Source organism: Pseudomonas sp. CFII64 (assembly GCF_000416235.1).
Lineage (GTDB): Bacteria > Pseudomonadota > Gammaproteobacteria > Pseudomonadales > Pseudomonadaceae > Aquipseudomonas.
In genome coordinates this window covers 38,767-64,585 of sequence record NZ_ATLO01000047.1, presented here as the reverse complement: position 1 = coordinate 64,585, position 25,819 = coordinate 38,767, and the positions used below count along the sequence as shown (strand labels likewise).

General features: G+C 58.5%; 18 protein-coding genes. 11 read left to right on the top strand and 7 right to left on the bottom strand.

The window, feature by feature from the left end:
* Positions 1-7: 7 nt before the first annotated feature.
* The 6 genes from CFII64_RS22385 to CFII64_RS22360 form a co-directional block, all read right to left on the bottom strand.
* Positions 8-1,381 (bottom strand): MFS transporter, encoded by a 1,374-nt coding sequence (locus CFII64_RS22385; RefSeq protein WP_020293131.1) that lies wholly within the window; start codon positions 1,379-1,381, stop codon positions 8-10.
* Positions 1,382-1,586: 205 nt separating this feature from the next.
* Complete coding sequence (kdgD, locus tag CFII64_RS22380; RefSeq protein ID WP_020293130.1) at positions 1,587-2,498, bottom strand: 5-dehydro-4-deoxyglucarate dehydratase; 912 nt, start codon at positions 2,496-2,498, stop codon at positions 1,587-1,589.
* Between the two features lie 301 nt (positions 2,499-2,799).
* Positions 2,800-3,549 (bottom strand): FadR/GntR family transcriptional regulator, encoded by a 750-nt coding sequence (locus CFII64_RS22375; protein WP_020293129.1) that lies wholly within the window; start codon positions 3,547-3,549, stop codon positions 2,800-2,802.
* 93 nt (positions 3,550-3,642) lie between these two features.
* Entirely contained in the window at positions 3,643-5,379 is a 1,737-nt protein-coding gene (locus CFII64_RS22370) for an ABC transporter ATP-binding protein/permease (RefSeq protein WP_020293128.1), read from the bottom strand.
* Between the two features lie 90 nt (positions 5,380-5,469).
* Positions 5,470-6,030: a response regulator transcription factor gene (locus CFII64_RS22365; RefSeq protein WP_020293127.1), complete on the bottom strand. Its 561-nt coding sequence runs from the start codon at positions 6,028-6,030 to the stop codon at positions 5,470-5,472.
* Positions 6,023-7,285, bottom strand: a complete 1,263-nt coding sequence (locus tag CFII64_RS22360) for an ATP-binding protein (protein ID WP_020293126.1) — start codon at positions 7,283-7,285, stop codon at positions 6,023-6,025. The genes CFII64_RS22365 and CFII64_RS22360 overlap by 8 nt, the downstream gene beginning before the upstream one ends.
* Positions 7,286-7,699: 414 nt before the next feature.
* On the opposite strand from CFII64_RS22360, the gene CFII64_RS22355 reads away from it, so the two are divergent.
* The 11 genes from CFII64_RS22355 to CFII64_RS22305 all read left to right on the top strand — a co-directional run bounded on the left by CFII64_RS22355 (position 7,700) and on the right by CFII64_RS22305 (position 22,943).
* Positions 7,700-8,413, top strand: coding sequence for an SIMPL domain-containing protein (locus CFII64_RS22355; protein ID WP_020293125.1), 714 nt, complete (start codon positions 7,700-7,702; stop codon positions 8,411-8,413).
* Positions 8,414-8,664: 251 nt separating this feature from the next.
* Positions 8,665-10,206, top strand: a complete 1,542-nt coding sequence (locus tag CFII64_RS22350; protein WP_020293124.1) for an HET-C-related protein — start codon at positions 8,665-8,667, stop codon at positions 10,204-10,206.
* A 130-nt stretch (positions 10,207-10,336) separates the two neighbouring features.
* Positions 10,337-11,938: an ABC transporter substrate-binding protein gene (locus CFII64_RS22345; RefSeq protein WP_020293123.1), complete on the top strand. Its 1,602-nt coding sequence runs from the start codon at positions 10,337-10,339 to the stop codon at positions 11,936-11,938.
* Positions 11,939-12,222: 284 nt separating this feature from the next.
* Entirely contained in the window at positions 12,223-13,851 is a 1,629-nt protein-coding gene (locus CFII64_RS22340) for an ABC transporter substrate-binding protein (protein WP_020293122.1), read from the top strand.
* 323 nt (positions 13,852-14,174) lie between these two features.
* The gene (locus tag CFII64_RS22335) at positions 14,175-15,770 is read left to right on the top strand and encodes an ABC transporter substrate-binding protein (protein WP_020293121.1); all 1,596 of its coding nucleotides are present in this window, start codon (positions 14,175-14,177) and stop codon (positions 15,768-15,770) included.
* 163 nt (positions 15,771-15,933) lie between these two features.
* The gene (locus CFII64_RS22330; protein ID WP_020293120.1) at positions 15,934-17,313 is read left to right on the top strand and encodes an OprD family porin; all 1,380 of its coding nucleotides are present in this window, start codon (positions 15,934-15,936) and stop codon (positions 17,311-17,313) included.
* Between the two features lie 74 nt (positions 17,314-17,387).
* Positions 17,388-18,983 (top strand): ABC transporter substrate-binding protein, encoded by a 1,596-nt coding sequence (locus CFII64_RS22325; protein WP_020293119.1) that lies wholly within the window; start codon positions 17,388-17,390, stop codon positions 18,981-18,983.
* Between the two features lie 74 nt (positions 18,984-19,057).
* The gene (locus CFII64_RS22320; protein ID WP_020293118.1) at positions 19,058-20,068 is read left to right on the top strand and encodes an ABC transporter permease subunit; all 1,011 of its coding nucleotides are present in this window, start codon (positions 19,058-19,060) and stop codon (positions 20,066-20,068) included.
* 10 nt (positions 20,069-20,078) lie between these two features.
* The gene (locus tag CFII64_RS22315) at positions 20,079-20,990 is read left to right on the top strand and encodes an ABC transporter permease subunit (RefSeq protein ID WP_020293117.1); all 912 of its coding nucleotides are present in this window, start codon (positions 20,079-20,081) and stop codon (positions 20,988-20,990) included.
* Positions 20,991-21,000: 10 nt separating this feature from the next.
* Complete coding sequence (locus tag CFII64_RS22310; RefSeq protein ID WP_020293116.1) at positions 21,001-21,969, top strand: ABC transporter ATP-binding protein; 969 nt, start codon at positions 21,001-21,003, stop codon at positions 21,967-21,969.
* Positions 21,969-22,943, top strand: coding sequence for a peptide ABC transporter ATP-binding protein (locus CFII64_RS22305; protein WP_020293115.1), 975 nt, complete (start codon positions 21,969-21,971; stop codon positions 22,941-22,943). Before CFII64_RS22310 ends, CFII64_RS22305 begins: the two co-directional genes overlap by 1 nt.
* A 74-nt stretch (positions 22,944-23,017) precedes the next feature.
* Here CFII64_RS22305 and CFII64_RS22300 read toward each other — a convergent pair whose 3' ends face one another.
* Positions 23,018-25,567 carry a sulfite reductase flavoprotein subunit alpha gene (locus CFII64_RS22300; RefSeq protein WP_044901629.1) on the bottom strand — a complete coding sequence of 850 codons (2,550 nt, stop codon included), beginning with the start codon at positions 25,565-25,567 and terminating at the stop codon, positions 23,018-23,020.
* Between the last annotated feature and the right edge of the window lie 252 nt (positions 25,568-25,819).

Sequence of the window (25,819 nt, the reverse complement as noted above, 5' to 3'; positions counted from 1 at the left end):
GTTTTCCTCAGGATTTAGCTTGAGAAAGGTCGCTGGCGTTATCGCCAATCAGTGGCCCCTTGGTTGGAGGCTCTTTCAATTCAACGCGTTTGATCTCACCCACGATGAAGATGTAGCTGAACACTGCCACGACGGCATTGGCACCCACGAACACCAGCGCCCATTTGAACGAGCCAGTGGTGCTGATGATGTAGCCAATCACGATGGGGGTAGTGATCGATGCAATGTTACCGAAAGTGTTGAACAGGCCGCCGCTCAAACCGGCAATCTGTTTCGGCGAGGCATCGGACATGACCGCCCAACCCAGTGCGCCTACACCTTTACCGAAGAACGCCAGTGCCATGAAGCCCACCACCATCCATTCGACGTCGACATAGTTGCACGCGACGATGGTCGTCGACAGCAACAGACCGCCAATGATCGGTGCTTTGCGAGCGAAGGTCAGGGAATGGCCCTTACGCAGCAGGTAGTCGGAAATGATCCCGCCCAACACGCCACCAATAAAGCCGCAGATCGCTGGCAAGGACGCAATGATACCGGCCTTGAGGATGGTCATGCCGCGTTCCTGAACCAGATACACCGGGAACCAGGTCAGGAAGAAGTAGGTGATGCCGTTGATGCAGTACTGGCTCAGGTAGATGCCAAGCATCATGCGGTTGGTCAGCAATTGACGGATGTAGTCCCATTTCGGGCCCGAGCTGCTGCCTTTGCCTTTGTCCTGATCCATATCGACCATGCCGCCGTTGTTGGCGATGTGATCGAACTCTTCCTTGTTGATGCGTGGGTGTTCGCGCGGGCTGTAGATGACTTTCATCCAGACCACCGAGAACACGATGCCGATGGCACCCATCACGACGAACACATGCTGCCAGCCATAGGTGTAGACGATCCAGCCCATCAAAGGCGCGAACAGCACAGTGGCGAAGTATTGCGCGGAGTTGAAGATGGCGGATGCCGTGCCACGTTCGGCGGTCGGAAACCAGGCAGCCACGATGCGGGCGTTGCCAGGGAAGGAAGGCGCTTCGGCCAGACCTACCATGAAGCGCAGCATGAACAGCACGATGATTGCAGAGGAGACACCGAATTCACCGACATAGCCTTGCAGCAAGGTGAACAGCGACCAGGTGAAAATACTCAGGGCGTAGATTTTTTTGGAACCGAAGCGGTCGAGCAGCCAGCCGCCCGGGATCTGACCGGCCACGTAGGCCCAACCAAATGCAGAGAAGATGAACCCGAGAGTGACGGCGTCGATGCCAAGGTCTTTTTGCAGGCTTGAACCTGCGATAGCGATGGTGGCGCGGTCGGCGTAGTTGATCGTGGTCACCAGGAACAGCATGAGCAGGATCAAATAGCGGACGTGAGTCGGCTTGGTTTTCAGCATGTGTGTGAACTCCCACTAATTATTTTTTTTACGCGGGTAAAACTGTTTTTTTGTGTTGCTAACGCCTGCCGGCCCCTTAGGCGATATCGCTCATGGCGAGTCGTCCTACCTACAGTACAAACGCGTCCTTACGATCCTTGCTGCTGGCAAACACCCAAGGGCAAAAAACCGCTGATCGCTCAGCGGTTGATTACCTGTGGATTTGTTACTGCTTACCCTGCTTGTCCATCAAGGCTGCGAGCATTTCGTACTCTTCAGCGGTCAGGTCAGTCAGTGGGGTCCGCACCGGACCTGCGTCATAGCCAGCGATTTTGGCGCCGGCCTTGACGATGCTCACGGCATAACCGGATTTACGGTTACGAATGTCCAGGTATGGCAGGAAGAAGTCGTCGATCATTTTGCCGACCGCAACGTGATCGTCCTTGGCGATAGCGTGGTAGAAGTCCATCGCCAGTTTCGGTACGAAGTTGAACACCGCAGACGAGTAAACCGGTACGCCCAGCGCCTTGTAGGCAGCGGCGTAGACTTCAGCGGTCGGCAAACCGCCCAGGTACGAGAAGCGATCACCGAGGCGACGACGGATCGAAACCATCAGTTCGATATCGCCCAGGCCATCTTTGTAGCCGATCAGATTCGGGCAACGCTCGGCCAGTTGTTCCAGCAGCGGAGCGGTCAGGCGGCACACGTTACGGTTGTAGACGATGACGCCGATCTTGACCGATTTGCACACAGCTTCAACGTGGGCGGCAACACCGTCCTGGCTGGCTTCAGTCAGGTAGTGCGGCAGCAGCAACAGACCTTTGGCACCCAGACGCTCGGCTTCTTGCGCGTATTCGATAGCCTGGCGGGTAGAACCGCCGACACCGGCAAGAATCGGCACGCTGGTCGCGCAAGTATCGACCGCAGTCTTGATCACTTCGGAGTATTCGCTGGCTGCCAGGGAGAAGAACTCACCTGTACCGCCGGCAGCGAACAAAGCGCTGGCGCCGTACGGGGCCAACCACTCAAGACGTTTGATGTAGCCAGCGCGATGGAAGTCGCCCTGAGCATTGAAATCGGTAACCGGGAAGGACAGCAGACCGTGTGAAAGGATGGACTTCAGTTCTTGTGGATTCATTATTCGAACACCCTGGGAAGCAAAAAAAGTGAATGGATCATCAGTCCTGCGCTGATGTCGTAAGTCATCGTACAACTGAAAATAAGATCACTCAACAGGGATTTAGAGAAATTTGCTTGGGCGGTCAGCAGACAAGGGACAGAGCCCGCAGGAATGGGGCTTGGCGGGATTGGGTATAGAACGAAAGTCGTACGACGTCTTTGGATGCCTGGACGGCTGGCACAGAATCCGTAGGACCGGTTTCAGCCGGGCGAGCGCTCTCCCGGCTGAAACCGGCCCTACGTCAAGGCATCCTGGCTTATCAAGCCCGCTGCGATTCAGCCTCTTCATGAGCGTGACGCAAGCGTTCGCGGCTGTTGGTCAGGTGCAGGCGCATGGCGGCGCGGGCGGCGTCCGAGTCCTGGCGGGCGATGGCGTCGTAAATCTCCTCGTGTTCCCGGCTGAGGCGATTCATATAGTGCTGCTGATCGTCATGAGCCAGGCGCGCCGAGTTCAAGCGCGTGCGGGGAATAATGCTGGTGCCCAGGTGGGTCATGATGTCAGTGAAATACCGATTGCCCGTGGACAGCGCGATCTGCAGATGGAACTGAAAGTCCGACGCCACGGCATCGCTGGCATGTGCCGCGCTTTCATTCAATGCATCCAGCGCGTTACGCATGGCCAGCAACTGCTCGTCGGTACGTCGTTGCGCGGCCAGGCCGGCAGATTCCACTTCCAGACTGATCCGCAATTCGAGAATCGCCAGCACATCACGCAAGGTGACAATCGTCGCCGGGTCGATACGGAAACCGCTCGGGCTTGGCGTATCGAGCACAAAGGTGCCGATGCCATGCCGGGTTTCCACCAGTCCTGACGCCTGCAGGCGCGAAATCGCTTCGCGCACGACAGTGCGGCTCACGCCCTGCTCTTCCATGATCGCCGACTCGGTCGGCAATTTGTCCCCACGCTTGAGCTGTCCGCTGCGAATTCGCTCAGACAATTCAGTAACCAGCTCTTGCGCCAGACTGCGGTGCTTTCTGCGGGCGCGAGGCGGAGCGCTTTGATTTTCCATATCCAACATCAATCTCAGGGCAGTTAAGAGAGCAATGATAGCTCACGGCGTTGTACGATCACATGCGTAAAAACGACTCGATCTGCAACATATCTATACAACCGCTTCAGGATGCGGCTGTTCGAGCAGTTGCCCGCCCTCAATGCGCAAGTGCCGACGATGAAAACGCTTGAGACTGCTGCGATGACCAACGCTCAACAGCGTCACGCCCGGCAATTCATCGATCAGCGCCTGATACAGCGCCGCCTCGTCCTCTTCATCCATGGCCGAAGTCGCCTCATCCAGATACAACCAGCGCGGCGCGAACAACAATGCCCGGGCAAAGGCCACGCGCTGCTGTTCGCCCGGCGACAACATACGTTGCCAGTGATTGCTTTCATCCAGACGCGGGATGAGATGGCTCAAGCGACAGGTTTGCAGAATCTCGGCAAAGCGCTCGGCCGGGTAAACGTCGCTGGCCTGTGGATAACTTAACGCGTCGCGCAAGGTGCCGATGGGCAGATAAGGCTTCTGCGGCAAGAACAGATAGCGTTCCGCCGGTACGACCAACTGGCCATGACCATCATTCCACAACCCGCCCAACGCCCGCAGTAACGTGCTTTTGCCGCTGCCGGACCGTCCGCTGAGCATGACGTGCTCACCCGCAGCGATGCTCAGATTGGCATTGTTGAGCAATTGCCGACCCGCGCCGAGCTGCAAGCCCAGGCCTTTCAAGCTCAGCGCATTGCCGTCGCGACGGATATCGAAGGCTGGCTCGCGCTGTTCATTCTGGGCCATGGCCTGGCGGAAACTCAGCAGACGATCACAAGTCGCGCGCCAGGAGGCCAGCGTGGTGTACGCGTCGATAAACCAGCTGAAGTTCTCCTGCACATTGCCGAATGCCGAGTTGATCTGCATCAGGCCGCCCAACTCGATCTTGCCCGCAAAGTAACGTGGCGCCGCGACCACAAAAGCGAAAATGATGGCGATCTGCGAATAACCGGCAGTGAAGAACGTCAGGCGTTTCTGCACTTTCATGATCGTCCAGAAATTGCCCCAGACCATGCCGAACCGCGAACTCAGGCGCTCGTTCTCGTTGGGCTCTCCATTGGACAGCGCAATGCTTTCGGCATTTTCCCGCACCCGAACCAAAGCAAAACGCAGATCGGCTTCGTAGCGTTCCTGTTGGTTGCTGAGCAGAATCAGACGCCGCCCGATCAGGTGCGTCAGCCAGCTGCCCACCACCGCATACACCAGGGCCGCCCAGAACATATAACCGGGGATGGTGATACCGAACAATTCGATGCTGCCGGAAACGCCCCACAGGATGATGGAAAACGAAACCAGACTGACCACCGTGCGCATCAGCCCCAGACCCAGCGACAAGGTGCTGGTGGTGAACTGATCCAGATCCTGGGACAGGCGTTGGTCAGGGTTGTCGGTATAACCGCCCTGCTCCAGCTGGTAATAATTCTTGTGACTGAGCCATTTGGCGAAATGCTGTTCGGTCAACCAGCGCCGCCAGCGAATGGTCAGCATTTGCGTGAGATACAGCCGGTAAACCGCGCCCAGAATACCCACCGCCGCGATTCCGCAAAAGTACAGAATCTGCTGGGTGAAGGCTTCCAGGTCTTTCTTTTCCAGCGCGTTGTAGAAGTCGCGGTACCAGCTGTTGATCACCACCGAAATGGCCACGCTGAACAGCGAAAGGGCAATGACCGCTATCAGTAGAATCCAGGCCAGGCCCTTTTCTTCACTGCGCCAGTACGGGGTGGTGAGTTTCCATACTCGCGAAAAGAAAGCGCCTTCAACGCTGTCATTGACCGTTGAATACTCGGCATTACGACTCATGGGTGATGTCTCGGCTTCGATTGAAGTTCAGCGTTCGGGATCAACCTGAACGCTCGACACGATCATCCTTGAAGGGGGTTGTGCTTTGACTCAGCGACGCACCGGCCGCTTCTGCAACTTGCGCTGCAAGGTACGGCGATGCATGCCCAGCGCTCGGGCTGTGGCGGAAATATTGCCTTCATGCTCGGTCAACACACGCTGAATGTGTTCCCACTGCAAGCGGTCCACCGACATCGGGTTTTCCGGCACCAGGGTATCCAGATCGGAATGCTGGGAGAGCAGCGAGGCCAGCACATCGTCGGCATCAGCTGGCTTGCACAGGTAATTGCACGCGCCGCGCTTGATCGCCTCGACAGCGGTGGCAATGCTCGAATAACCGGTGAGGATCACCACGCGCATGTCCGGGTCCAGCTCCAGCAGCTTGGGCAGCAAGACCAGGCCGGAATCGCCATCCATCTTCAGGTCCAGCGCGGCAAACTCGGGAATATCCGCCTGCGCCAGGGCCAGGCCTTCTTCGGCGGAACCTGCGGTGCTCACGCGAAAACCGCGACGGCTCATGGCGCGCGCCATTACTCGGGTAAAGGTCGCATCATCGTCAACCAGCAACAGATGCGGCAGCTCTTCGCCTTCAACCTGGATTTCGTCACTCATTTAAGTCTCCTCGGGCATCACGGGGCAGACGCAGCTCAGTGAGCGTACCGCCTTCTTCATGACTGTAGAGTTTTACCGAGCCGCCCGCGCGGGTCACGCTGGCTTTGCTCAGGAAAAGGCCCAGGCCGAAGCCTTTGCCCTTGGTGGTAAAGAAAGGTTTGCCGATTTGTTCGGCAATGGCCAGCGGCACCCCGGCGCCGTGGTCGCGAATACTGATGCAGATTTCTTCCGCGTCCCAGCCCAGACTGACCTCCAGCCCTTCCGGGCAGGCATCGGCGGCGTTGTTCAGCAGGTTAAGCAACGCTTGGGTCAAGTCCGGCGGCGGCGCAAGCATGGGCGCTGTATCGGTGCCCAGCAACAGAAAACGATAACTGGCTTCCGGGCGCATCAGGTGCCAGCGATTGAGGGCTTCATTCAGCCAATGCGTCACCGCTTGTTTTTCCACCGCCAGCCGCCGATTGTTCTCCGAAGCGCGAACCAGTTGCTGCAAGGTCAGCTTGCACTGCTTGACCTGTTCCTGCAGCACCGCAAGATCGTCCTGCAAGGCCGGATCGTGATGATCCTGACGCATCTCTTTAAGCAACACGCTCATGGTTGACAACGGCGTGCCCAACTCATGCGCCGCGCCAGCTGCCTGGGTCGCCACGGCAAGCAATTGCTGATCGCGCAGACCCTCCTCGCGGCGCTCGGCACGCAGTTGCTCCTGGCGGCGCAGTTCTTCGGCCATTTTCGCCGCGAAGAAGGTAATCACCGCCGCCGCCAGGGCGAAACTCAGCCACATGCCGTAAACCTGCAGGTTTTCCCGGGCGATGGGCAAGGTGTCCAACGGATAGAACTGCACCAGCAGCAAGGTGTAGGCGGCCAGTGCGATGCCGGAAAGAATCAGCGAAAAACGCCATGGCAGCGTTACGGCAGCGATGGTCAGCGGCACCAGATAATAAGAAACAAACGGGTTGGTCGAGCCGCCGGAGTAGTACAGCAGCGCGCTATGGATCAGCAGGTCGAAGGCCAGCTGCACGGCATATTCCAGTTCGGTGACCGGCAACGACGTGCGCAGCCGAACGGCGGTCAGGACACACCAGACCATGGAAAAGCCGAGGGTAATCGCCAGCTGCATCCAGGGCAGCGGCAACAAGTGAAACAGGTAGGCAATACCCACTGATCCAGCCTGCGCGGCCAGCACCAGCATACGGATAAGCGTCAGGCGCCAGAGGTTCTGGCGAGTAGCGGACAGCAATTGAACGGGGGCGAGCATGAGCTCTCCTGATGAGTGCTCCAGGCGAATCGGTGCGAGTATAACCAGCCACAGGTGAAAACTGCGAAAAGTGAGGCATGTTTCATGAAGCTTTGCGCTTAAGAGCGAACTTGCTCGCAAGACACTATTTCAGTGCATGCCGGACGAATGCCTCGCCAACAAGTTGCCTCGCGGTGTCACTTACATTGCGATATAGGCCAGCACCCAAGTTCCGCAGGACCGGCTTCAGCCGGGAGGGCGCAAGGTCTGACGATGCCACTGCGGCGATGTACCGGCCTCCTCCCGGCTAAAGCCGGTCCTACGGCATGAAGTCAGCGCTGGCACCCTTAGTTCGCGCGAGGAACCTGCCCCCGCTTTCACAGTCTGATAGCTTTGCGTCTCAGCTCGACCACACGTCTATAAAAGGAAGTTTCCATGTTCAGCCTTCGTCCTGCCGCCACCCTGCTCGCCTTGGGTGCTGCCGCCCTTTCCAGCGTTTCAGCCATGGCTGAAGACGTTCATTACAACCAGATTTCCGTGCGCGCCGAAGTCGACCAGGAAGTCGCTCGTGACTTGATGAACGTCACGCTCTACAGCGAGGCGCAGAACACCGACCCGGCCAAACTCGCTGCTGAAATCACCGAAACCCTGAACAAGGCGCTCGCGCAGGCGCGACAGGTTAACGGCGTGACGATCCGCCAGGGCAATCGCAGCAGCTATCCGGTCTATGACGACAAGGGCCAGAAGATCACCGGCTGGCGTGAACGCGCTGAGCTGCGTCTGGAAAGCGCGGATTTCGCGGCGCTGTCCAAGCTCACCGGGGAAATGCTCGGCGACATGAAAATGGGCGGCATGGACTTCTCCATCGCCAAACCCACCCGCAAGACCAGCGAAGACGCCCTGCTCAAAAGTGCCGTAACAGCATTCCGCGCCCGGGCGCAGCTGTTGACCGAAGCGTTGGGCGGCACTGGCTACAAAGTGATCAACCTGAACTTCAATACGTCGGGCTACCCACAGCCGTATCTGCGCGCACCGGTCATGATGATGAAAGCCGAACGCTCTGACGCAGCACCCACTCCGGATGTCGAAGCCGGCACCAGCCAGGTCACCGTCACCGCCGACGGCGTGATTGAAGTCGCCATTCCCTGATTGACCCTGGCGGCAAGCAAATCATGGTTGCCGCCATTTCCTCCAAGTCCCGCCGACACCTCGCTACACCTGTGTGCCTTCTGCCTACAACCCCTGGTGAACTGGCTGATTCCGCCGTTTTTCCCAGTCCGTAAACTCACACCCCGTTACACCCAATTCATTTTTACGCGCACGTCGCTAGCCGTCGACGGCGGCTGCACGCTTGCGTTTACTGCATGCACTCACGTGCATCTACTAAAGAGGAATCACGGATGAATCCTTCAAAAAATACAGCTGAATCATTTCTCGATGACGAGACCATTATTGAGCCGCGTCCGGTCGCGTTCCGATTCGAAGCCGGCAAAGGCGACGAACATAAAGCCACCCACGGCTCAATCGAGGCGGTCCTCGCCAGCGCAGGTTTCACCCCGTATCAGATGCGCGCCATCTATTACGGCAATTGGCTCAGGGATTATTCGCAGCTGCTCGACCCCAAACTTGTCCGCGCAGTCGACATGCCGAAAAACTTCCCGGACGTGCTGTCTCGGGAAGCCTTGACCCAAATCGTCGATGTGCTGGCGGTGCGGGAATTTACCGACCTGATGCAAAACGATCGGGAAAATTTCAAGGTGACTCCCGAGCGCCTCGGCGTCTATCGCCCAAGCGAACACCTGGACAACCCCAAACCCGCCAACGACAAACGTAGCGACCCGAAAAGCATCGACACCGATTTCGAAGACGGGGTCGCACCTGATGACGCGTCGCTGCAAGTCGACCCTGAAACGTCAATGAAGCGGTATTTGCAGCAGGGTCTGGGCTTCATGACCGCCCAGCTCAACCTGGCGCGTCAGGCTGGCCCGCAATCCGCCGACGGCCTGCGGACATTGGGCTCTGCACTGCATGTGCTGGAAGACTTTTTCGCCCATTCCAATTTCGTCGAGCTCAGCCTGAAAAAGGTGGGCCATGACGACGTGCTGCCATGGACCTCCAAGGCCGACTGCAAGCATGGCTTGCCTTTGGTGACCGGCACTTTCGGCGGTACCGACATCATCGCCAGTCTGGCGGCGCCGCTGGGCAGGATCCTGTTCTCCACCGACGACAAACCGTTTGAAGCCACCAGGCCCGGCGTACGTTATGAGCGTGACCAGATCATCCAGATCCTGCTCGGTGAACACCCGGACCCGAAATGGAATGACGCCCACGAGACATTCCTGAGCGCTCGCGATAAATGGGCCGATCTGCCGTTTGCCAGCAAGGTGGAAGAAATATTCAATGTCATTGGCGCGCCGGGCAGAATCGTTGGCAACGCTATCGGCACCGCCATGCAAGGCCTGACCACGCTGTTCGGTAACAGCGTTGACGACGCGCAAACCGTCTTTGGCGAAGATCCCAACACCAGTGGCTCGACAGATCCGTCTCACTCGCAGCTCGCCAAGGACCATGCCGAACATCCCCTGCATCGGCTTGCGGCACTGCTGGCAGAAACTGCGGTACTTCGCGTCGGGCAGGCCATGCTCGGGCAATGGGAACAGAAGTTCGGGGTTCAGGACCCGGCACAAATAGCAGCGCAGTACTTTACCCACCCCATGGACAGTAACTGGCAGGACGCACTGGTGCGCGAATGGGCGAAAGACAATCCCGGTCTTGTGATGCGTGCAACCCGCAAAAGCGAGCTGGATAACGTCCATAAAAAATTACAGAACAGTGCGGAAAAAGCGCTGGACCGATTCAAAAACGAGAGCAGCAATTTCCTGAGCAAGTTCAGCGAAATAAAATCGGTCAAAGACGTGTGGAACCTGATCACTGGCAAGTAGCGTTTCGCGAGTCGCCGCTGGCTGGCAGCCCAGCAAGAAGTTTGTAGGAACCCAGACAGTGCGGCACTATCCGATGTCTATCGTTTGTCGATATTCAGGCACGGCTATTGCCGCACTTCGCGAGGACTCCATGACACCGAAGTTATTCAAACCGCTGTTGCTGACTACCGCGCTGCTGGCTTGCGCGCCTCTCGCCCAAGCCGCCAGCACCCTTGTGTATTGCTCTGAAGCCAGCCCCGCAGGCTTCGATCCGAGCCAGTACACCAGCGGCACGGATTTCGATGCGTCCGCCGAAACCGTGTTCAATCGCCTGACTCAATTCAAGCGTGGGGGCACCGAAGTCGAGCCCGGACTCGCGACCCGCTGGGATGTTTCCAGCGACGGCCTGAACTACACCTTTCACCTGCGGCCCGGCGTGAAGTTCCACACCACCGATTACTTCAAACCAGGTCGGGATTTCAACGCCGACGATGTGCTGTTCACCTTCAATCGGCTACTGGATGCCAACCAGCCGTTTCGTAAGGCGTATCCGTCCGAGTCGCCCTATTTCACCGACATGGACATGAACAAAACCATCAAGAGCGTGGAAAAGGTCGACGACCAGACCGTCACGTTCAAGCTGAACAACATCGACGCCGCTTTCGTGCAGAACCTGGCGATGAGCTTCGCCTCGATTCAGTCCGCCGAATACGCCGACCAATTGCTCAAGCAGGGCAAAGCCGAAGAGATCAATCAAAAGCCCATCGGCACCGGCCCGTTTGTGTTCAAGCGTTATCAGAAGGACACGCAGATTCGCTACGACGCCAACACGTCGTACTGGAAACCTGAGGACGTCAAACTCGATCACCTGATTTTCTCGATCAACAGCGACGCCGCCGTACGGCTGCAAAAGCTCAAGGCCGGCGAATGCCAGGTCAGCGGTTACCCGCGTCCGCAAGACATCGAGCTGATGCAGAAAGATCCGAATCTGAAGGTGCTGAGCCAGCCCGGTTTCAACCTGGGTTTCCTGGCTTACAACGTGACCCACCCGCCCCTGGATCAACTCAAGGTGCGTCAGGCGCTGGACATGGCCATCGACAAGCCCGCAATCATCAAGGCGGTTTACCAGAGTGCCGGCCAGTTGGCCGAGAACGCCATTCCACCGGGCCAGTGGAGCTATGACCCAAGCGTGAAAGACGCGCCATACGACCCGACCAAGGCCAAACAGCTGCTCAAGGAAGCCGGCATCGCGCCAGGCACCCAGATCAACCTGTGGGCCATGACCGTCCAGCGCGCGTCGAATCCCAATGCACGCATGTCGGCGCAGATGATTCAGGCCGACTGGTCGAAGATCGGCATCAAGGCCAACATCGTCAGCTATGAATGGGGCGAGTACATCAAGCGCGCCAAGGCTGGCGAGCACGACGTGATGATCTATGGCTGGACCGGTGACAATGGCGACCCGGACAACTGGCTTGGCGTCTTGTACAGCTGCGCAGCGGTCAAGGGCAGCAACTACGCCAAATGGTGTGATCCGGCCTACGACAAGCTCGTGCAACAGGCCAAGCTGACCACCAACCGCGACGAGCGGATCAAGCTTTACCAACAGGCCCAGCACATTCTCAAGGCCCAGGTGCCGATCACGCCGATTGCCAATTCCAAGGTCTTCCAGCCGATGCGCAAGGAAGTTCAGGACTTCAAATTGAGCCCGTTTGGCCTGACGCCTTTTTATGGGGTTAGCCTGAGCCAATAAAGCGGACCAATGCAAAATATTGGTAACACTCGCGCGCCAACCGGGTGCATTCACCACGTTCGGTTGCGCGCAGTTGGTGCGTAAAACTTTCCTGAATGCGACGCGCAAACGATCAAATGCGCTAATAATTATACTTATGCGACATTCGTGTACGCTCGTGCCACACATTGTGTCTTCTTTGACGTCAGGATCTTGCTTTGGGTATGGCCCCTGCATAACTATCCGCAAGGTCTAGCCCACAAGGTCAGATCCTCTCTTAAAAAATGACAACAACTGAGGCCACCATGCTCAAACAAGCGGTCATTCCGTTTCTACTCAGCGCAGGTTTGCTCGCTGCAGCTCCTTTCGCCCAGGCAGCATCGAACCTAGTGTTCTGCTCCGAAGGCAGCCCGGCCGGTTTCGACCCAGGCCAGTACACCACTGGTACTGACTTCGACGCAGCGGCAGAAACCATTTTCAACCGTTTGAGCCAGTTCGAACGTGGCGGTACCGCAGTTGTGCCAGGTCTGGCAACCAGCTGGGATATCTCGCCCGACGTGCTGACCTACACCTTCCATTTGCGTGAAGGCGTCAAGTTCCACACCACGCCGTACTTCAAGCCTACCCGCGAGTTCAATGCCGATGACGTGCTGTTCACGTTCAATCGCATGATCGACAAGGATATGCCGTTCCGCAAAGCGTACCCGACCGAATTCCCGTACTTCACCGACATGGCCATGGACACCAACATCGCCAAGATCGAAAAAGTCGACGACCACACGGTCAAGTTTGTCCTGAAAACCGTTGATGCCGCGTTCATCCAGAACATGGCGATGAGCTTTGCCTCAATTCAGTCCGCTGAATATGCCGCGCAACTGCTCAAGGAAGGCAAGGCTGCGGACATCAACCAGAAGCCAGTCGGCACCGGCCCGTTCGTCTTCAAGAGCTACCAGAAAGACTCCAATATCCGCTACACCGGCAACAAGGATTACTGGAAGCCTGAAGACGTTAAGATCGACAACCTGATCTTCGCTATCACCACCGACGCTTCGGTACGTGCGCAAAAGCTGAAGAAAGGCGAATGCCAGATCACCGCTTACCCACGTCCGGCCGACCTTGCGCCGCTCAACGCTGACAAAGACCTGAAGATGCCGGATCAGGCAGGCTTCAACCTGGGTTACATCGCCTACAACACGATGGACAAGATCAAGGGTGACGACAAGCCGAACCCTCTGGCCATCAAGGAAGTACGCCAGGCGCTGGACATGGCCGTGAACAAGCAAGGCATCATCGATGCCGTGTATCAGGGCGCGGGCCAACTGGCCGTCAACGCCATGCCGCCGACCCAATGGTCGTACGACACCACCATCAAAGATGCTCCGTTTGATGTTGAAAAAGCCAAGGCACTGCTCAAGCAGGCGGGCGTCAAGGAAGGCACCGAAATCACCCTGTGGGCGATGCCGGTTCAGCGTCCTTACAACCCGAACGCCAAGTTGATGGCCGAAATGCTCCAGTCCGACTGGAAGAAGATCGGTATCAACGCCAAGATCGTCAGCTATGAGTGGGGCGAGTACATCAAGCGCGCCAAGGCCGGTGAAAACGGCGCCATGCTGATTGGCTGGAGCGGCGACAACGGTGACCCGGACAACTGGCTCGGCACCCTGTTTGGCTGCGACGCCGTCAATGGCAACAACTTTGCCAAATGGTGTGACAAGCCGTTCGATACCTTGATCCACCAGGCCAAGGAAACACCTGACCAGGCCAAGCGCACCGAACTGTACAAACAGGCGCAACACCTCCTCAAGGAAGCCGTACCGATGACGCCTATCGCGCACTCGACGGTTTACCAGCCAATGCGTACCTCCGTTCAGGACTTCAAGATCAGCCCGTTTGGTCTGAACTCCTTCTACGGCGTCAGCGTTAGCGGCAAGTAACAATGATGTAATTGCGCCACTACTGTGGCGCAATTACGTTTGTTATCCGCAAGCTTAAAGTATTCGACAAGTGGCAATTTGTTCCAATATGGAAATTTCCTACTTTATAGACGACTTATTCCTACGAACTGCGTCTGCATAATTTCCATTTACTGTATTGGCTGACCGACATACCTTCGACGCCGGCAGTAATTGCCATCACCCCTATAAAAACAATCAGGAAGATTTCCGGATTGGAGTTTTCCTTTTGTCAGCGATTAACGATGGACGATTTCAGTTCGTCCCGCGTTCGTTGCTCACTCGTTGAAAGGATAAGGAGCATCATGAATAAAAATATCGTCATGGCGTCAGTGTTCGGGCTTGGCCTGGCCAGCGCGCCGTTCGCCCAGGCCGCCAGCAGCCTGGTGTTCTGCTCTGAAGGCAGCCCCGCCGGTTTTGACATTGCCCAATACACCTCGGGCACCGACAACGATGCAGCCGAGCCGATCTACAACCGGCTTACCGAATTCGAACAAGGCGGCACCGGCGTGGTTCCGGCGCTGGCGACCCAGTGGGACGTCTCGCCAGACGGTCTGGTCTACACCTTTCATCTGCGCGAAGGGGTGAAATTCCATAGCAATGCCACGTTCAAACCGAGCCGCGATTTCAATGCGGACGACGTGCTGTTCACTTTCAACCGCATGCTCAAGCCGGATCATCCATTTCGCGTTGCTTACCCGACCGAATTTCCGTACTTCAGCAGCATGGGCCTGAACAAGAACATCAAGTCCGTCGAAAAGACCGACCCACTGACCGTGGTCTTCACGCTCAACAAGGTGGACGCCGCCTTCATCCAGAACGTGGCGATGAACTTCGCCTCGATACTGTCTGCCGAATACGCCGATCAACTGCTCGCCGCCGGCAATATGCGCGATATCAATCAGCAGCCGATCGGTACGGGTCCGTTCGTATTTCAGCGCTATCAGAAAGATTCGCAGATCCGCTACAAAGGCAACAAAGAGTTCTGGGATCCGAGCCGGGTCAAGATCGACCAGCTGATATTCGCGATCAACACCGACGCTTCGGTGCGCCTGCAAAAGCTCAAGAAAAATGAATGCCAGGTGACGCTCAATCCGCGTCCGGCCGACGTTGCGGCGCTCAAGGAAGACAAGCAACTGAAGGTCATCGAACAAGCCGGCTTCAACCTCGGTTATATCTCCTACAACGTGCGCCATGAGCCTTTGGGCAAGCTGGAAGTGCGTCAGGCGCTGGATATGGCCGTGAACAAACAGGCCATCATCAACGCCGTTTACCAGGGCGCGGGCCAGCTGGCCGTGGGCGCCATGCCGCCGACCCAATGGTCTTACGACGACACCATCAAGGACGCGGGCTACAACCCGGAAAAAGCCAAGGAGCTGCTGCGTGCCGCGGGCGTCAAGGAAGGCACCGAGCTGACCCTGTGGGCCATGCCGGTACAGCGTCCGTACAACCCGAACGCCAAGCTGATGGCTGAAATGCTCCAGGCCGATTGGGCCAAGGTCGGCATCAAGGTCAAGATCGTCAGCTATGAATGGGGCGAATACCTCAAGCGCACCAAGAACGGCGAGCACGATATCTCGCTGATTGGCTGGACCGGCGACAACGGTGACCCGGATAACTGGCTCGGCACGCTGTACAGCTGTGCTTCGATTGGCGGCAACAACTACTCGATGTGGTGCGACGAGAAATACGACGCCCTGGTCAAGGCCGCTGTTGCCACCGCCGACAAAACCCAGCGCATCGACCTGTACAAACAGGCCCAGCAGTACCTGAAACAACAAGTGCCGATCACGCCGATTGCGCACTCAACGGTCAATCAGCCATTACGCGCTGAAGTTCAGGGTTTCCGCGTCAGTCCGTTCGGCCGCAACAACTTCTCCGGCGTCAGCATCGCCGAATAACCGTTTTGATCGATCTGGAGCTCGCTGCCTTTACGCAGGCGGCGCGCTCCGCTGTTCCAGCGATTCAGGTTTTAGCTAAAAAACAAAGCCGGGCCACAAGTCCGGCGCCGTCAAGCCAGACCAAAAAAACTGGCGTTAATAAGAGCAGTAAGGGAGCGTCACCGTGAAGAAAGTCAACACCGCTGCATTCGCCTTGTCCATCGCCACCTTGAGCGCAATGGTCCAGGCAGAGCCAACCAGCCAGGCATTCGTGCCCACCGAGCTCAGCTCGAAAAGCGCACAGGGAGAAGCCAATGGTTTCTTCGAAGACCAGCACCTGACCGGCACAACGCGCAACTGGTACGCCAACGAGCTGGCCCGTCGCGACACCAGCTTCTCGTACCGCAAGGGCGGCGACACCCCGACGCCAACCTCGCGCCGGATCAACTGGGTGCAAGGCACCATCGTTGACTACACCTCGGGCTTCACTCAGGGCACCGTGGGTTTCAGCACCGAAATGGCGCTGTACAACGCCATCGCCCTGGACCGTGACCGCAAGGACATGGCCGGCGGCTCGAACCGTACGCTGACCGAAAACGACGGCGACGCCGTGGGTCAGTGGAGCAAAATGGGCCTGGCCAACGTCAAGGCGCGGATCTCCAACACCACCCTGACCGGCGGGCGCCAGTCGGTGAACACGCCGGTCATCGCCTACATCGGCAACCGTGCGCTGCCATCGAGCTTCAACGGTTTCGCCCTCAAGAGCGACGAGTTCAACAACCTGTCGTTCCAGGCCGGTAGCTTCGACCGCGTTTCGCCGCGTACCGAACAGAGCCTGACCAAGTTCCGCTCCGAATACGCCAGCACCACCGCCTTTGCCGATCGCATCGACATGGCCGGCGTTGACTACAAACCGTTCGAGAGCCTGACCACCAGCTTCTACGCCTCGAACGTCGAAGACTTCTGGCACCAATACTACTTCGCCTTCACCCACGAACTGGGTGACACCGATGTACTGGGCCTGAGCACCAACCTGAACTACTACAAGACCAAGGATGCCGGCCAGCGCAAGCTCGGCCCTATCGACAACGACACCTACAGCCTGTCGTTCACCGCGACCCACCAGGCGCACAGCCTGACGCTCGCGTATCAGGAAGTCGAAGGCGACGAATACTTCGACTACGCCCACGAAACCAACGCCATCTTCCTGGCCAACTCCCTGCTCTCGGACTTCAACGGCCCGAACGAGAAATCCCTGCAGATCGGCTACGTGCTGAACATGGCCGAATACGGCGTGCCGGGCCTGAAGTTCAACGTTTACCAGGCGCGCGGCTGGGGCATCGACGGTACGCATTACAAAGGTACTGCCTATGACGTGAAGAGCATGGACGGCGAATCTCATTACGAATATGGCGTCGGCACTTCTTATACGGTACAAGACGGCCCGCTCAAGGCCACCGCTGTACGTGCGACCTACACCACGCACCGCGCCAGCGAATTCCAGGCTGATGGCAGCCTGAACGAGTTCCGTCTGGTCACCACCATTCCGTTCAACATCCTGTAAGCGACATCGACAAGGCCGGGCGAGCGCCACGCGCACGTCCGGCTCACAGGCGTCACCTTAATGGAGGGTTCCTATTGAAACTGTTATCACTACGCAACTCGATTGCCCTGGCCTTGTTCAGCGTCGCGGTCGGCGTCTCGGCAAAACCGCTGGTGGTCTGCACCGAAGCCAGCCCCGAAGGCTTTGATATCGTTCAGTACACGACAGCGGTTACCGCCGATGCCACGGCAGAAACCCTCTTCGACAAGCTGGTCGCGTTCAAGCCCGGCACCACGGACACCGAACCGAATCTGGCGCAAAGCTGGGACATCAGTGAAGACGGCCTGACGTACACCTTCCACCTGCGCAAGGGCGTCAAGTTCCAGACCACCGATTACTTCAAGCCGACGCGGGAAATGAACGCCGACGATGTGCTGTGGAGCTTTCAGCGCCAGCTGGACCCCAAGCATCCCTGGCATGCGAAGTCCCTCACCGGTTTCCCGTATTTTGAAAGCATGGGCTTCAATGACCTGCTGAAGAACATCGAAAAGCTCGACGACTACACCGTCAAGTTCACCCTGACGCGTCCCGAATCGCCGTTCCTGCGCGATCTGGCGATGCCGTTCACCTCGATCTATTCGGCCGAGTACGCCGACCAGCTGCTCAAGGCTGGCAAGACCGGCGAACTGAACAGCAAACCCATCGGCACCGGGCCGTTCATCCTGACCCGCTATGCCAAGGACGCCCAAGTCCGATATAAAGCCAACCCTGATTACTGGAAGGGTGTGGTGCCCAGCGAAGCGCTGATTTTCGCCATTACGCTGGACAGCAATGTCCGTCTGCAAAAGCTCAAGGCGAACGAATGCCAGGTCGCGCTTTATCCAAAGCCGGACGACATCGCCAGCATCAAGGCTGACCCCAATCTCAAGATCGACGAGATGGAAGCCATGATGACCAGTTACATCGCGATCAACACCACACATAAGTACCTCAGCGATGTGCGTGTGCGTGAAGCGATCAACCTGGCCTTCGATAAAAAGGCGTATATCCGGGCGTTGTTCGGCGAAGGCAAGGCAACCGAAGGCGTAAACCCTTACCCGCCTACACTGTTGGGTTATGCCACCGATATCCAGAACCCGCCGTTCGATCCGCAGAAGGCACGGGCATTGCTCAAGGAAGCAGGCGTACCGGATGGCTACGAATTCAGCCTGTTCCTGCGCAATGGCGGTGCGGTGACCAACCCGAACCCGGCCCTGGGCGCGCAAATGATGCAGGCGGACCTGGCCAAGGTCGGGATCAAGCTCAATCTGCGGGTGCTGGAATGGGGCGAAATGCTCAAACGCGCCAAAGGTGGCGAACATGACATGGTGTTTGCAGGCTGGGCCGGCGACAACGGCGACCCGGATAACTTCCTGACGCCAAACCTGAGTTGCGCTGCGGCCAGTAATGGTGAAAATTACGCGCGCTGGTGTAACAAGGCGTTTGAGGAAGCGATTTCCAGGGCTCGGGAGAAGACCGATCCGGCCGAACGCGCCGCCTTGTACGAGCAAGCGCAGCAAATCGTTCGCAAGGACATGCCATGGATAAGCCTGGCGTATCCGAAACTGTTTACCGCAATGCGCAAGAACGTCGAAGGCTACCAAATCAGCCCGCTGACCAATAACAACTTCGCCACTACCAGGGTGAAGTAGAAGAATAATCCGGCGGGCTCATAACCCGAGACCCGCCGGAACACGCCTAACCGGCCGATGAGGTACACGAGAAGATGTTTAGTTTTATTGCCCGCCGAGTGGGGTTGCTGATACCCACCTTCTTCGGCATCACCTTGCTGACGTTCGCCCTGATTCGCCTGATTCCTGGCGACCCGGTCGAAGTCATGATGGGTGAACGCCGGGTCGATCCGGAAATGCACGCCCAAGCCATGGAACGTCTTGGCCTCAACAAGCCGCTTTATGCGCAATACATCGATTACGTCGGCAAGCTCGCTCAAGGCGATCTCGGCGAATCGTTGCGTACACGGACCAGCGTCTGGACCGAGTTCACCGCACTGTTCCCGGCCACTCTGGAACTGTCGCTGGCGGCGCTGATCTTCGCGGGCATTCTCGGCTTGCTGGCCGGGGTCATCGCGGCGTTGAAACGAGGGTCCCTGTTCGACCATGGGGTGATGGGTATCTCCCTGGCGGGATACTCGATGCCGATCTTCTGGTGGGGCCTGATCCTGATCATGTTCTTCTCGGTCACCTTGGGCTGGACCCCGGTTTCCGGGCGGATCGACCTTTTGTATGACATCCCGCCAAGAACCGGCTTCATGCTGATCGATACCCTGCTCAGCGATGAAGAAGGCGCGTTTCTCGACGCCCTGCATCACCTGATTCTGCCGGCCATCGTGCTGGGGACCATTCCGCTGGCCGTTATTGCCCGGATGACCCGTTCCTCGATGCTTGAAGTGCTGCGTGAAGACTATGTGCGTACCGCCCGGGCCAAAGGCCTGTCGCCGGCGCGCGTGGTATTCGTGCACGGCCTGCGTAATGCGCTGATTCCGGTGCTGACCGTGTTTGGCCTGCAAGTCGGCACGTTGCTGGCCGGTGCGGTGCTGACCGAAACGATCTTCTCCTGGCCGGGTATCGGCAAGTGGCTGATCGAAGCCATCGGCGCGCGGGACTATCCTGTCGTGCAGAACGGCATCCTGTTGATCGCCTGCCTGGTGATCCTGGTCAACTTCGTGGTGGACATCCTCTACGGCTTTGCCAACCCACGCATTCGTCATCAGCGCTGAGATCATTCCTATGACCACCACTACTCCAGCGGTAGCAGTCGATCAAAGCCTGCTCTACCCCTCGCCGTACAAAGAATTCTGGCAAGCGTTCGCCAAGAACAAAGGCGCCGTTGCCGGCCTGATGTTCATGATCCTGATTGTGTTCTGCGCGCTGTTCGCGCCGTGGGTCGCGCCCCATGATCCAAGCGAGCAATACCGCGACTTCCTGCTGACCCCGCCGGTCTGGCTTGAAGGCGGCCAATGGCAATTCCTGCTGGGCACCGACGAACTGGGTCGCGATCTGCTTTCGCGTCTGATCCAGGGTTCGCGCCTGTCGCTGCTGATCGGCCTGTCATCGGTTGTGATGTCGTTGATTCCGGGCATTTTCATGGGCCTGCTGGCGGGTTTCTTCCCGCGCATCCTCGGCCCGTCGATCATGCGCCTGATGGACATCATGCTCGCCCTGCCCTCGCTGCTGCTGGCTGTGGCCATCGTCGCGATCCTCGGCCCTGGCCTGATCAACACCGTGATCGCTATCGCCATCGTGTCGCTGCCTTCTTATGTTCGTCTGACCCGCGCGGCGGTGATGGGCGAGCTGAATCGCGACTACGTGACCGCTGCACGTCTAGCCGGCGCAACCTTGCCACGCCTGATGTTCATCACCGTGCTGCCCAACTGCATGGCACCGCTGATCGTGCAGGCGACCCTGAGTTTCTCCTCGGCGATTCTCGATGCCGCCGCGCTGGGCTTCCTGGGTCTGGGCGTACAACCGCCGACACCTGAGTGGGGCACCATGCTCGCTTCGGCCCGGGACTACATCGAACGCGCCTGGTGGGTGGTAAGCCTGCCTGGCCTGACCATTTTGCTCAGCGTGCTGGCAATCAACCTGATGGGCGACGGGCTGCGCGATGCGCTGGACCCGAAACTCAAAAATGCCGCCTGAGGAGATTCGCATGTCACTTCTAGAAATCAAGAATCTCAACGTCCGCTTCGGCGACGCGACGGCGGTGCCGGTTGTCGACGGCCTGTCCATCAGCGTCGAGAAAGGCGAAGTCCTGGCCATTGTTGGCGAATCGGGTTCGGGTAAATCCGTGACCATGATGGCGCTGATGGGGCTGATCGATCACCCCGGCGTGGTCACTGCCGATTCCCTGAACTTCGACGGCAAAGAGCTGCTGCAGCTCAATTCACGCCAGCGTCGCAAAATCATCGGCAAAGACATGGCGATGGTGTTCCAGGACCCGATGACCGCTCTGAACCCCAGCTATACCGTGGGTTTCCAGATCGAAGAAGTTCTGCGTCAACACTTGAACATGTCCGGCAAGGCGGCACGCCAGCGTGCCCTTGAGCTGCTGGAAAAGGTCGAAATCCCCGGCGCCGCCGCGCGCCTCAATGCCTACCCGCACCAACTGTCCGGCGGCATGAGCCAGCGCGTGGCGATTGCCATGGCAATTGCCGGCGAGCCGAAACTGCTGATCGCTGACGAACCGACCACGGCGCTGGACGTGACAATTCAGGCGCAGATCATGGACCTGCTGCTGAGCCTGCAAAAAGAGCAGGACATGGCTTTGGTGCTGATTACCCACGACCTGGCAGTCGTCGCCGAAACCGCCCAGCGCGTCTGCGTGATGTACGCCGGTCAAGCGGTGGAAGTCGGCAACGTTCCCGGTTTGTTCGACGTACCGGCGCATCCGTACAGCGAAGCATTGCTGGCGGCGATTCCGGAACACAGCATGGGCGCTGAACGTCTGGCGACCTTGCCGGGCATGGTTCCCGGCCGTTACGACCGTCCGCAAGGCTGCCTGCTGTCGCCGCGTTGCCCGTACGTGCAGGACAACTGCCGGACCCAACGCCCTGGCCTGGACCCGAAAGCCCATAGCCTGGCCCGTTGCTTCTATCCCTTGAATCAGGAGGTGGCGTAATGAGCGTCGTCTTAACCGCCCGTGACCTTACCCGTCACTACGAAGTGTCCCGCGGCCTGTTCAAGGGTCACGCGCTGGTACGCGCCCTCAACGGGGTTTCGTTCGAGCTGGAAGCTGGCAAGACGCTGGCGGTGGTCGGTGAATCCGGCTGCGGCAAGTCAACCCTGGCCCGCGCCCTGACGCTGATTGAAGAGCCTTCATCCGGCTCGCTGAAAATCGCCGGCAACGAAGTGACCGGCGCGACCAAAGAACAACGCAAGCAATTGCGCAAAGACGTGCAGATGGTTTTCCAGAGCCCGTACGCGTCGTTGAATCCTCGGCAGAAGATCGGCGATCAGCTGGGCGAGCCGTTGCTGATCAACACCAAGCTGTCGGCCAAGGAGCGTCGCGACAAAGTGCAGGCAATGATGGCCCAGGTCGGCTTGCGTCCTGAGCACTACCATCGCTACCCGCACATGTTCTCCGGCGGTCAGCGTCAACGGATTGCCCTGGCCCGGGCCATGATGTTGCAGCCAAAAGTATTGGTCGCGGACGAACCGACCTCCGCGCTGGACGTGTCGATTCAGGCGCAGGTGCTGAACCTGTTCATGGATCTGCAGCAGGAATTCAACACGGCCTACGTGTTCATCTCCCACAACCTGTCAGTGGTGCGTCACGTTGCCGACACGGTTTTGGTGATGTATCTGGGCCGCCCTGCGGAAATGGGCCCCAAAGAAGAGATCTACAACCGTCCGCTGCACCCGTACACCCAGGCGCTGCTGTCGGCGACTCCGACGATTCATCCTGATCCGCTCAAACCCAAGATCAAGATCATCGGCGAGCTGCCCAACCCGCTCAACCCGCCCACCGGCTGCGCCTTCCACAAGCGCTGCCCGTATGCGACCGAGCTGTGCGCCACCGACGAACCGGCCTTGCGCCTGGTAGACAACCGCCAGGTTGCCTGCCATTACGCCGAGCAGTTTGTAGCGGCGTAACACGCTAGCCCGTAGGACCGGCTTTAGCCGGGAGAGCTTTCTCGCGGCTAAAGCCGCTCCTACGGATTTTTCTGTCAGTAAACATCCCTTCTGTAACGCCCCTGCTCAATCAATTCCCCCACCGCCTGCGCGCCGAGAATTTCGATCAGCGCCGCATCGACGCCCGCTGCCATGCCTTCCAGGCTGCCGCAGATATAAATCGCCGCACCGTCCGCCAGCCATAGACGCAACTCATCCGCCGCCTCCAGCAAACGATCCTGCACATAGACTTTCTCGGCCTGATCCCGGGAGAACGCCAGGTCCAGGCGCGTCAGCTCGCCAGATGCCAGCCAGGCCTGCAATTGATCCCCGCAATGGAAGTCATGGGCCGCATTGCGCTCGCCAAACAGCAGCCAGTTGCGCGTCTGCCCTTGGGCAATTCGCCCTTTGAGCAAGCTGCGCAGCCCTGCCAGCCCGGTGCCGTTACCCAGCAGAATGACAGGGCGCGGATCGTCCGGCAGATGGAAGCTGCTGTTGCGCCGCACCCGCAGACTCACTGCTTCACCCAGCGCGACATGTTCAGTCAGCCAGCCGGAACCCAAACCAAGGCTGCCATCGGGATGCAGCTCCTGACGCACGATCAGTTCCAGCACGCCATCCTGCGCAATCGACGCAATGGAATACTCGCGCATGGCCAGCGGCACCAAGGCATCGATCAACGCCTGAGCGTGCAGCCCGACCAAGTGCGCGCGATGTTGCGGCAACTGGCGGCTGGCCAGGGCAATCTCGATGCTTTCATTCAGCCCGCCGACCTTGACTGAAGTGTCGCCCGCGATACCCAAACCGCCGAGAAACTGCTGGATCGCCGCCTGGCTATTGCGCGGCAGGATCTCCACCAGATCCCCCGCTTCCCAGCGCATGGAAGGCGGCGGAGTCAGGCCCAGCAAGAACACTTTCGACCCACTGCTGCCAGGGTTCAGATGCTCGCGCTGGCAGAGTGTCCAGTTGTCATAACTCGGTGCCTGCCACAACATCGACGGCGTGCTGCCGGTCAAATGCCCCAGCTGTTGCTGCCAGTGCTGCAGGGCGGCGGGATCGGCGCTGTCCACTTCAACGGAGGCAAACAGCGTATTGCCGCCGCGCTCGGCAAGCCAGTCGTGCAAGCGGCGAGCAAATGCACAGAAGTGCTGATATTGCCGATCGCCCAGGCCAAGCACTGCGTAATTCAGATTGCCCAGCGCCAACTGACTGCCCAGCAACTTGCGCTCGAAACCCCGGGCGCTGTCCGGTGCTTCGCCATCGCCGAACGTGCTGACTACAAACAACGCGTTCTGGCTCTGACTCAAATCCCGCTCGGTCACGTCAGCCTGGCGCTGGACCTTGACCGGCATGCCTGCGGCCTGCAATTGCCCGGCGGTCTGCCAGGCCAGCTGTTCGGCAAAACCGCTCTGGCTGGCAAAGCCGATCAACCACGCAGGGGTGTCAGTGGCGGGCGGAGCGACTGACACGGCACCACGCGCATTGCGCACTTCTTTCTTTTTGCGCCGGCGATCCAGATACAGCAACCAGCCGGTAATAAAGAACAGCGGCATCATCAGCGCTGCAGCGGTCATGATGATCCGCCCGACGATGCCGAAGTAACTGCCCACGTGCAGCGCGTAATTGCTGATCAACAATTGGCCGCCGAGGCTTTTTTCCGCGTAACGGGAAACTTCACTGACCTTGCCGGTGGCCGGATCAAGGGTGATGGTGTTCAGCGCGCGCGGGTGCGGCGAGTCCTTGAGCAGATAGAAAATCGTCGCCTGTTGGCCCGCGACGTTGGGCAGCCGAATGTTGTAACCCGCCAGGTCTGGACCGGCAGTGGATTTGATGCTGTTCCACACCGCGACATAATCGACGGTTGGCAATGGGCCTTGCGGCGCGCCTTTGCCACCGGGACGACCACCGCCGCCGCCACCTTTGCGCTGCTCGCCCGCAGGCGCGTCACCGAGCAAACGGGTCATGCCATCCTTGACCCAGTCGTAAGACCAGGTCAGGCCGGTAATCGCGAACAACAGGTAAAACACCAGGCACCAAGTGCCGAACACGGAGTGCAAGTCCCAGTTGAAACTGCGGCCTTTCTTCGCCCAGTCCAGGGTCAGCCAGACCCGCCAGTTCAGGGCTTTGCGCGGCCAGCGCAGGTACAGGCCGGACAGGCAGAAGAACACCAGAATCAGCGTGCAGGCGGCAGTGACTTGCTTGCCGTATTCGCCCAGCGCGAGAAAGCGGTGCAGCTTGAGGACGAAATCGAAGAAGCCCGCGCCAGTAGCGTCCGGCATGAGGTCGCCGGTATACGGATCGAAATTGCGCATCGGCCCGCGCCGCTCGCCCGGCGCCGGGGTGAAATACACTTGCGCGGCTTTATTGCCGACGGTTTCAACCCGCAGGATCGCGACGATCAGCCCAGTGGTGGATTCGAGCTTGCGCACCAGTTCCACCGGCGGCAACTGCTCGCCGCGCTGTTCGACATACAAGGCATCCGGGTTGGTCCACTCAAGGATTTCATCCTCGAAGGAATAGATCGCCCCGGTGATTCCCATCAGGGCCAGCACCAGACCGGCCGTGATTCCGAAGAACCAGTGGACTTGAAACAGGACTTTCTTCAACACCCGTGCTACCTCGTTCTCATTCAACCGTCGCGCCGCGCAGTATGCGCCAAACGGAAGACGTTCTCATTTGCTGTGTGCTACCAAAGCCCCGACCGCGCAGCAAATAGAGATCCGGCAGGAGGGGACTTGTCCCCGAAGGCGTCAGCTCAGGCGACGCTTAATGTCCGGATTCTCTCGCCGCATGGGCAATTACCTTCGGGGACAAGTCCCCTCCTACCGGTATTCATTTATTTGAATCATGCCACCCAC

Excerpts from the sequence above, each read along its gene's own strand:
- CFII64_RS22310 (WP_020293116.1), top strand. The coding sequence starts at position 21,001 with ATGTCACTTCTAGAAATCAAGAATCTCAACGTCCGCTTCGGCGACGCG.
- CFII64_RS22305 (WP_020293115.1), top strand. The coding sequence starts at position 21,969 with ATGAGCGTCGTCTTAACCGCCCGTGACCTTACCCGTCACTACGAAGTG.
- CFII64_RS22355 (WP_020293125.1), top strand. The coding sequence starts at position 7,700 with ATGTTCAGCCTTCGTCCTGCCGCCACCCTGCTCGCCTTGGGTGCTGCC.
- CFII64_RS22375 (WP_020293129.1), bottom strand. The coding sequence starts at position 3,549 with ATGGAAAATCAAAGCGCTCCGCCTCGCGCCCGCAGAAAGCACCGCAGT.
- CFII64_RS22315 (WP_020293117.1), top strand. The coding sequence starts at position 20,079 with ATGACCACCACTACTCCAGCGGTAGCAGTCGATCAAAGCCTGCTCTAC.
- CFII64_RS22360 (WP_020293126.1), bottom strand. The coding sequence starts at position 7,285 with ATGCTCGCCCCCGTTCAATTGCTGTCCGCTACTCGCCAGAACCTCTGG.
- CFII64_RS22350 (WP_020293124.1), top strand. The coding sequence starts at position 8,665 with ATGAATCCTTCAAAAAATACAGCTGAATCATTTCTCGATGACGAGACC.
- CFII64_RS22345 (WP_020293123.1), top strand. The coding sequence starts at position 10,337 with ATGACACCGAAGTTATTCAAACCGCTGTTGCTGACTACCGCGCTGCTG.
- CFII64_RS22320 (WP_020293118.1), top strand. The coding sequence starts at position 19,058 with ATGTTTAGTTTTATTGCCCGCCGAGTGGGGTTGCTGATACCCACCTTC.
- CFII64_RS22335 (WP_020293121.1), top strand. The coding sequence starts at position 14,175 with ATGAATAAAAATATCGTCATGGCGTCAGTGTTCGGGCTTGGCCTGGCC.
- CFII64_RS22365 (WP_020293127.1), bottom strand. The coding sequence starts at position 6,030 with ATGAGTGACGAAATCCAGGTTGAAGGCGAAGAGCTGCCGCATCTGTTG.
- kdgD (WP_020293130.1), bottom strand. The coding sequence starts at position 2,498 with ATGAATCCACAAGAACTGAAGTCCATCCTTTCACACGGTCTGCTGTCC.
- CFII64_RS22385 (WP_020293131.1), bottom strand. The coding sequence starts at position 1,381 with ATGCTGAAAACCAAGCCGACTCACGTCCGCTATTTGATCCTGCTCATG.
- CFII64_RS22370 (WP_020293128.1), bottom strand. The coding sequence starts at position 5,379 with ATGAGTCGTAATGCCGAGTATTCAACGGTCAATGACAGCGTTGAAGGC.
- CFII64_RS22340 (WP_020293122.1), top strand. The coding sequence starts at position 12,223 with ATGCTCAAACAAGCGGTCATTCCGTTTCTACTCAGCGCAGGTTTGCTC.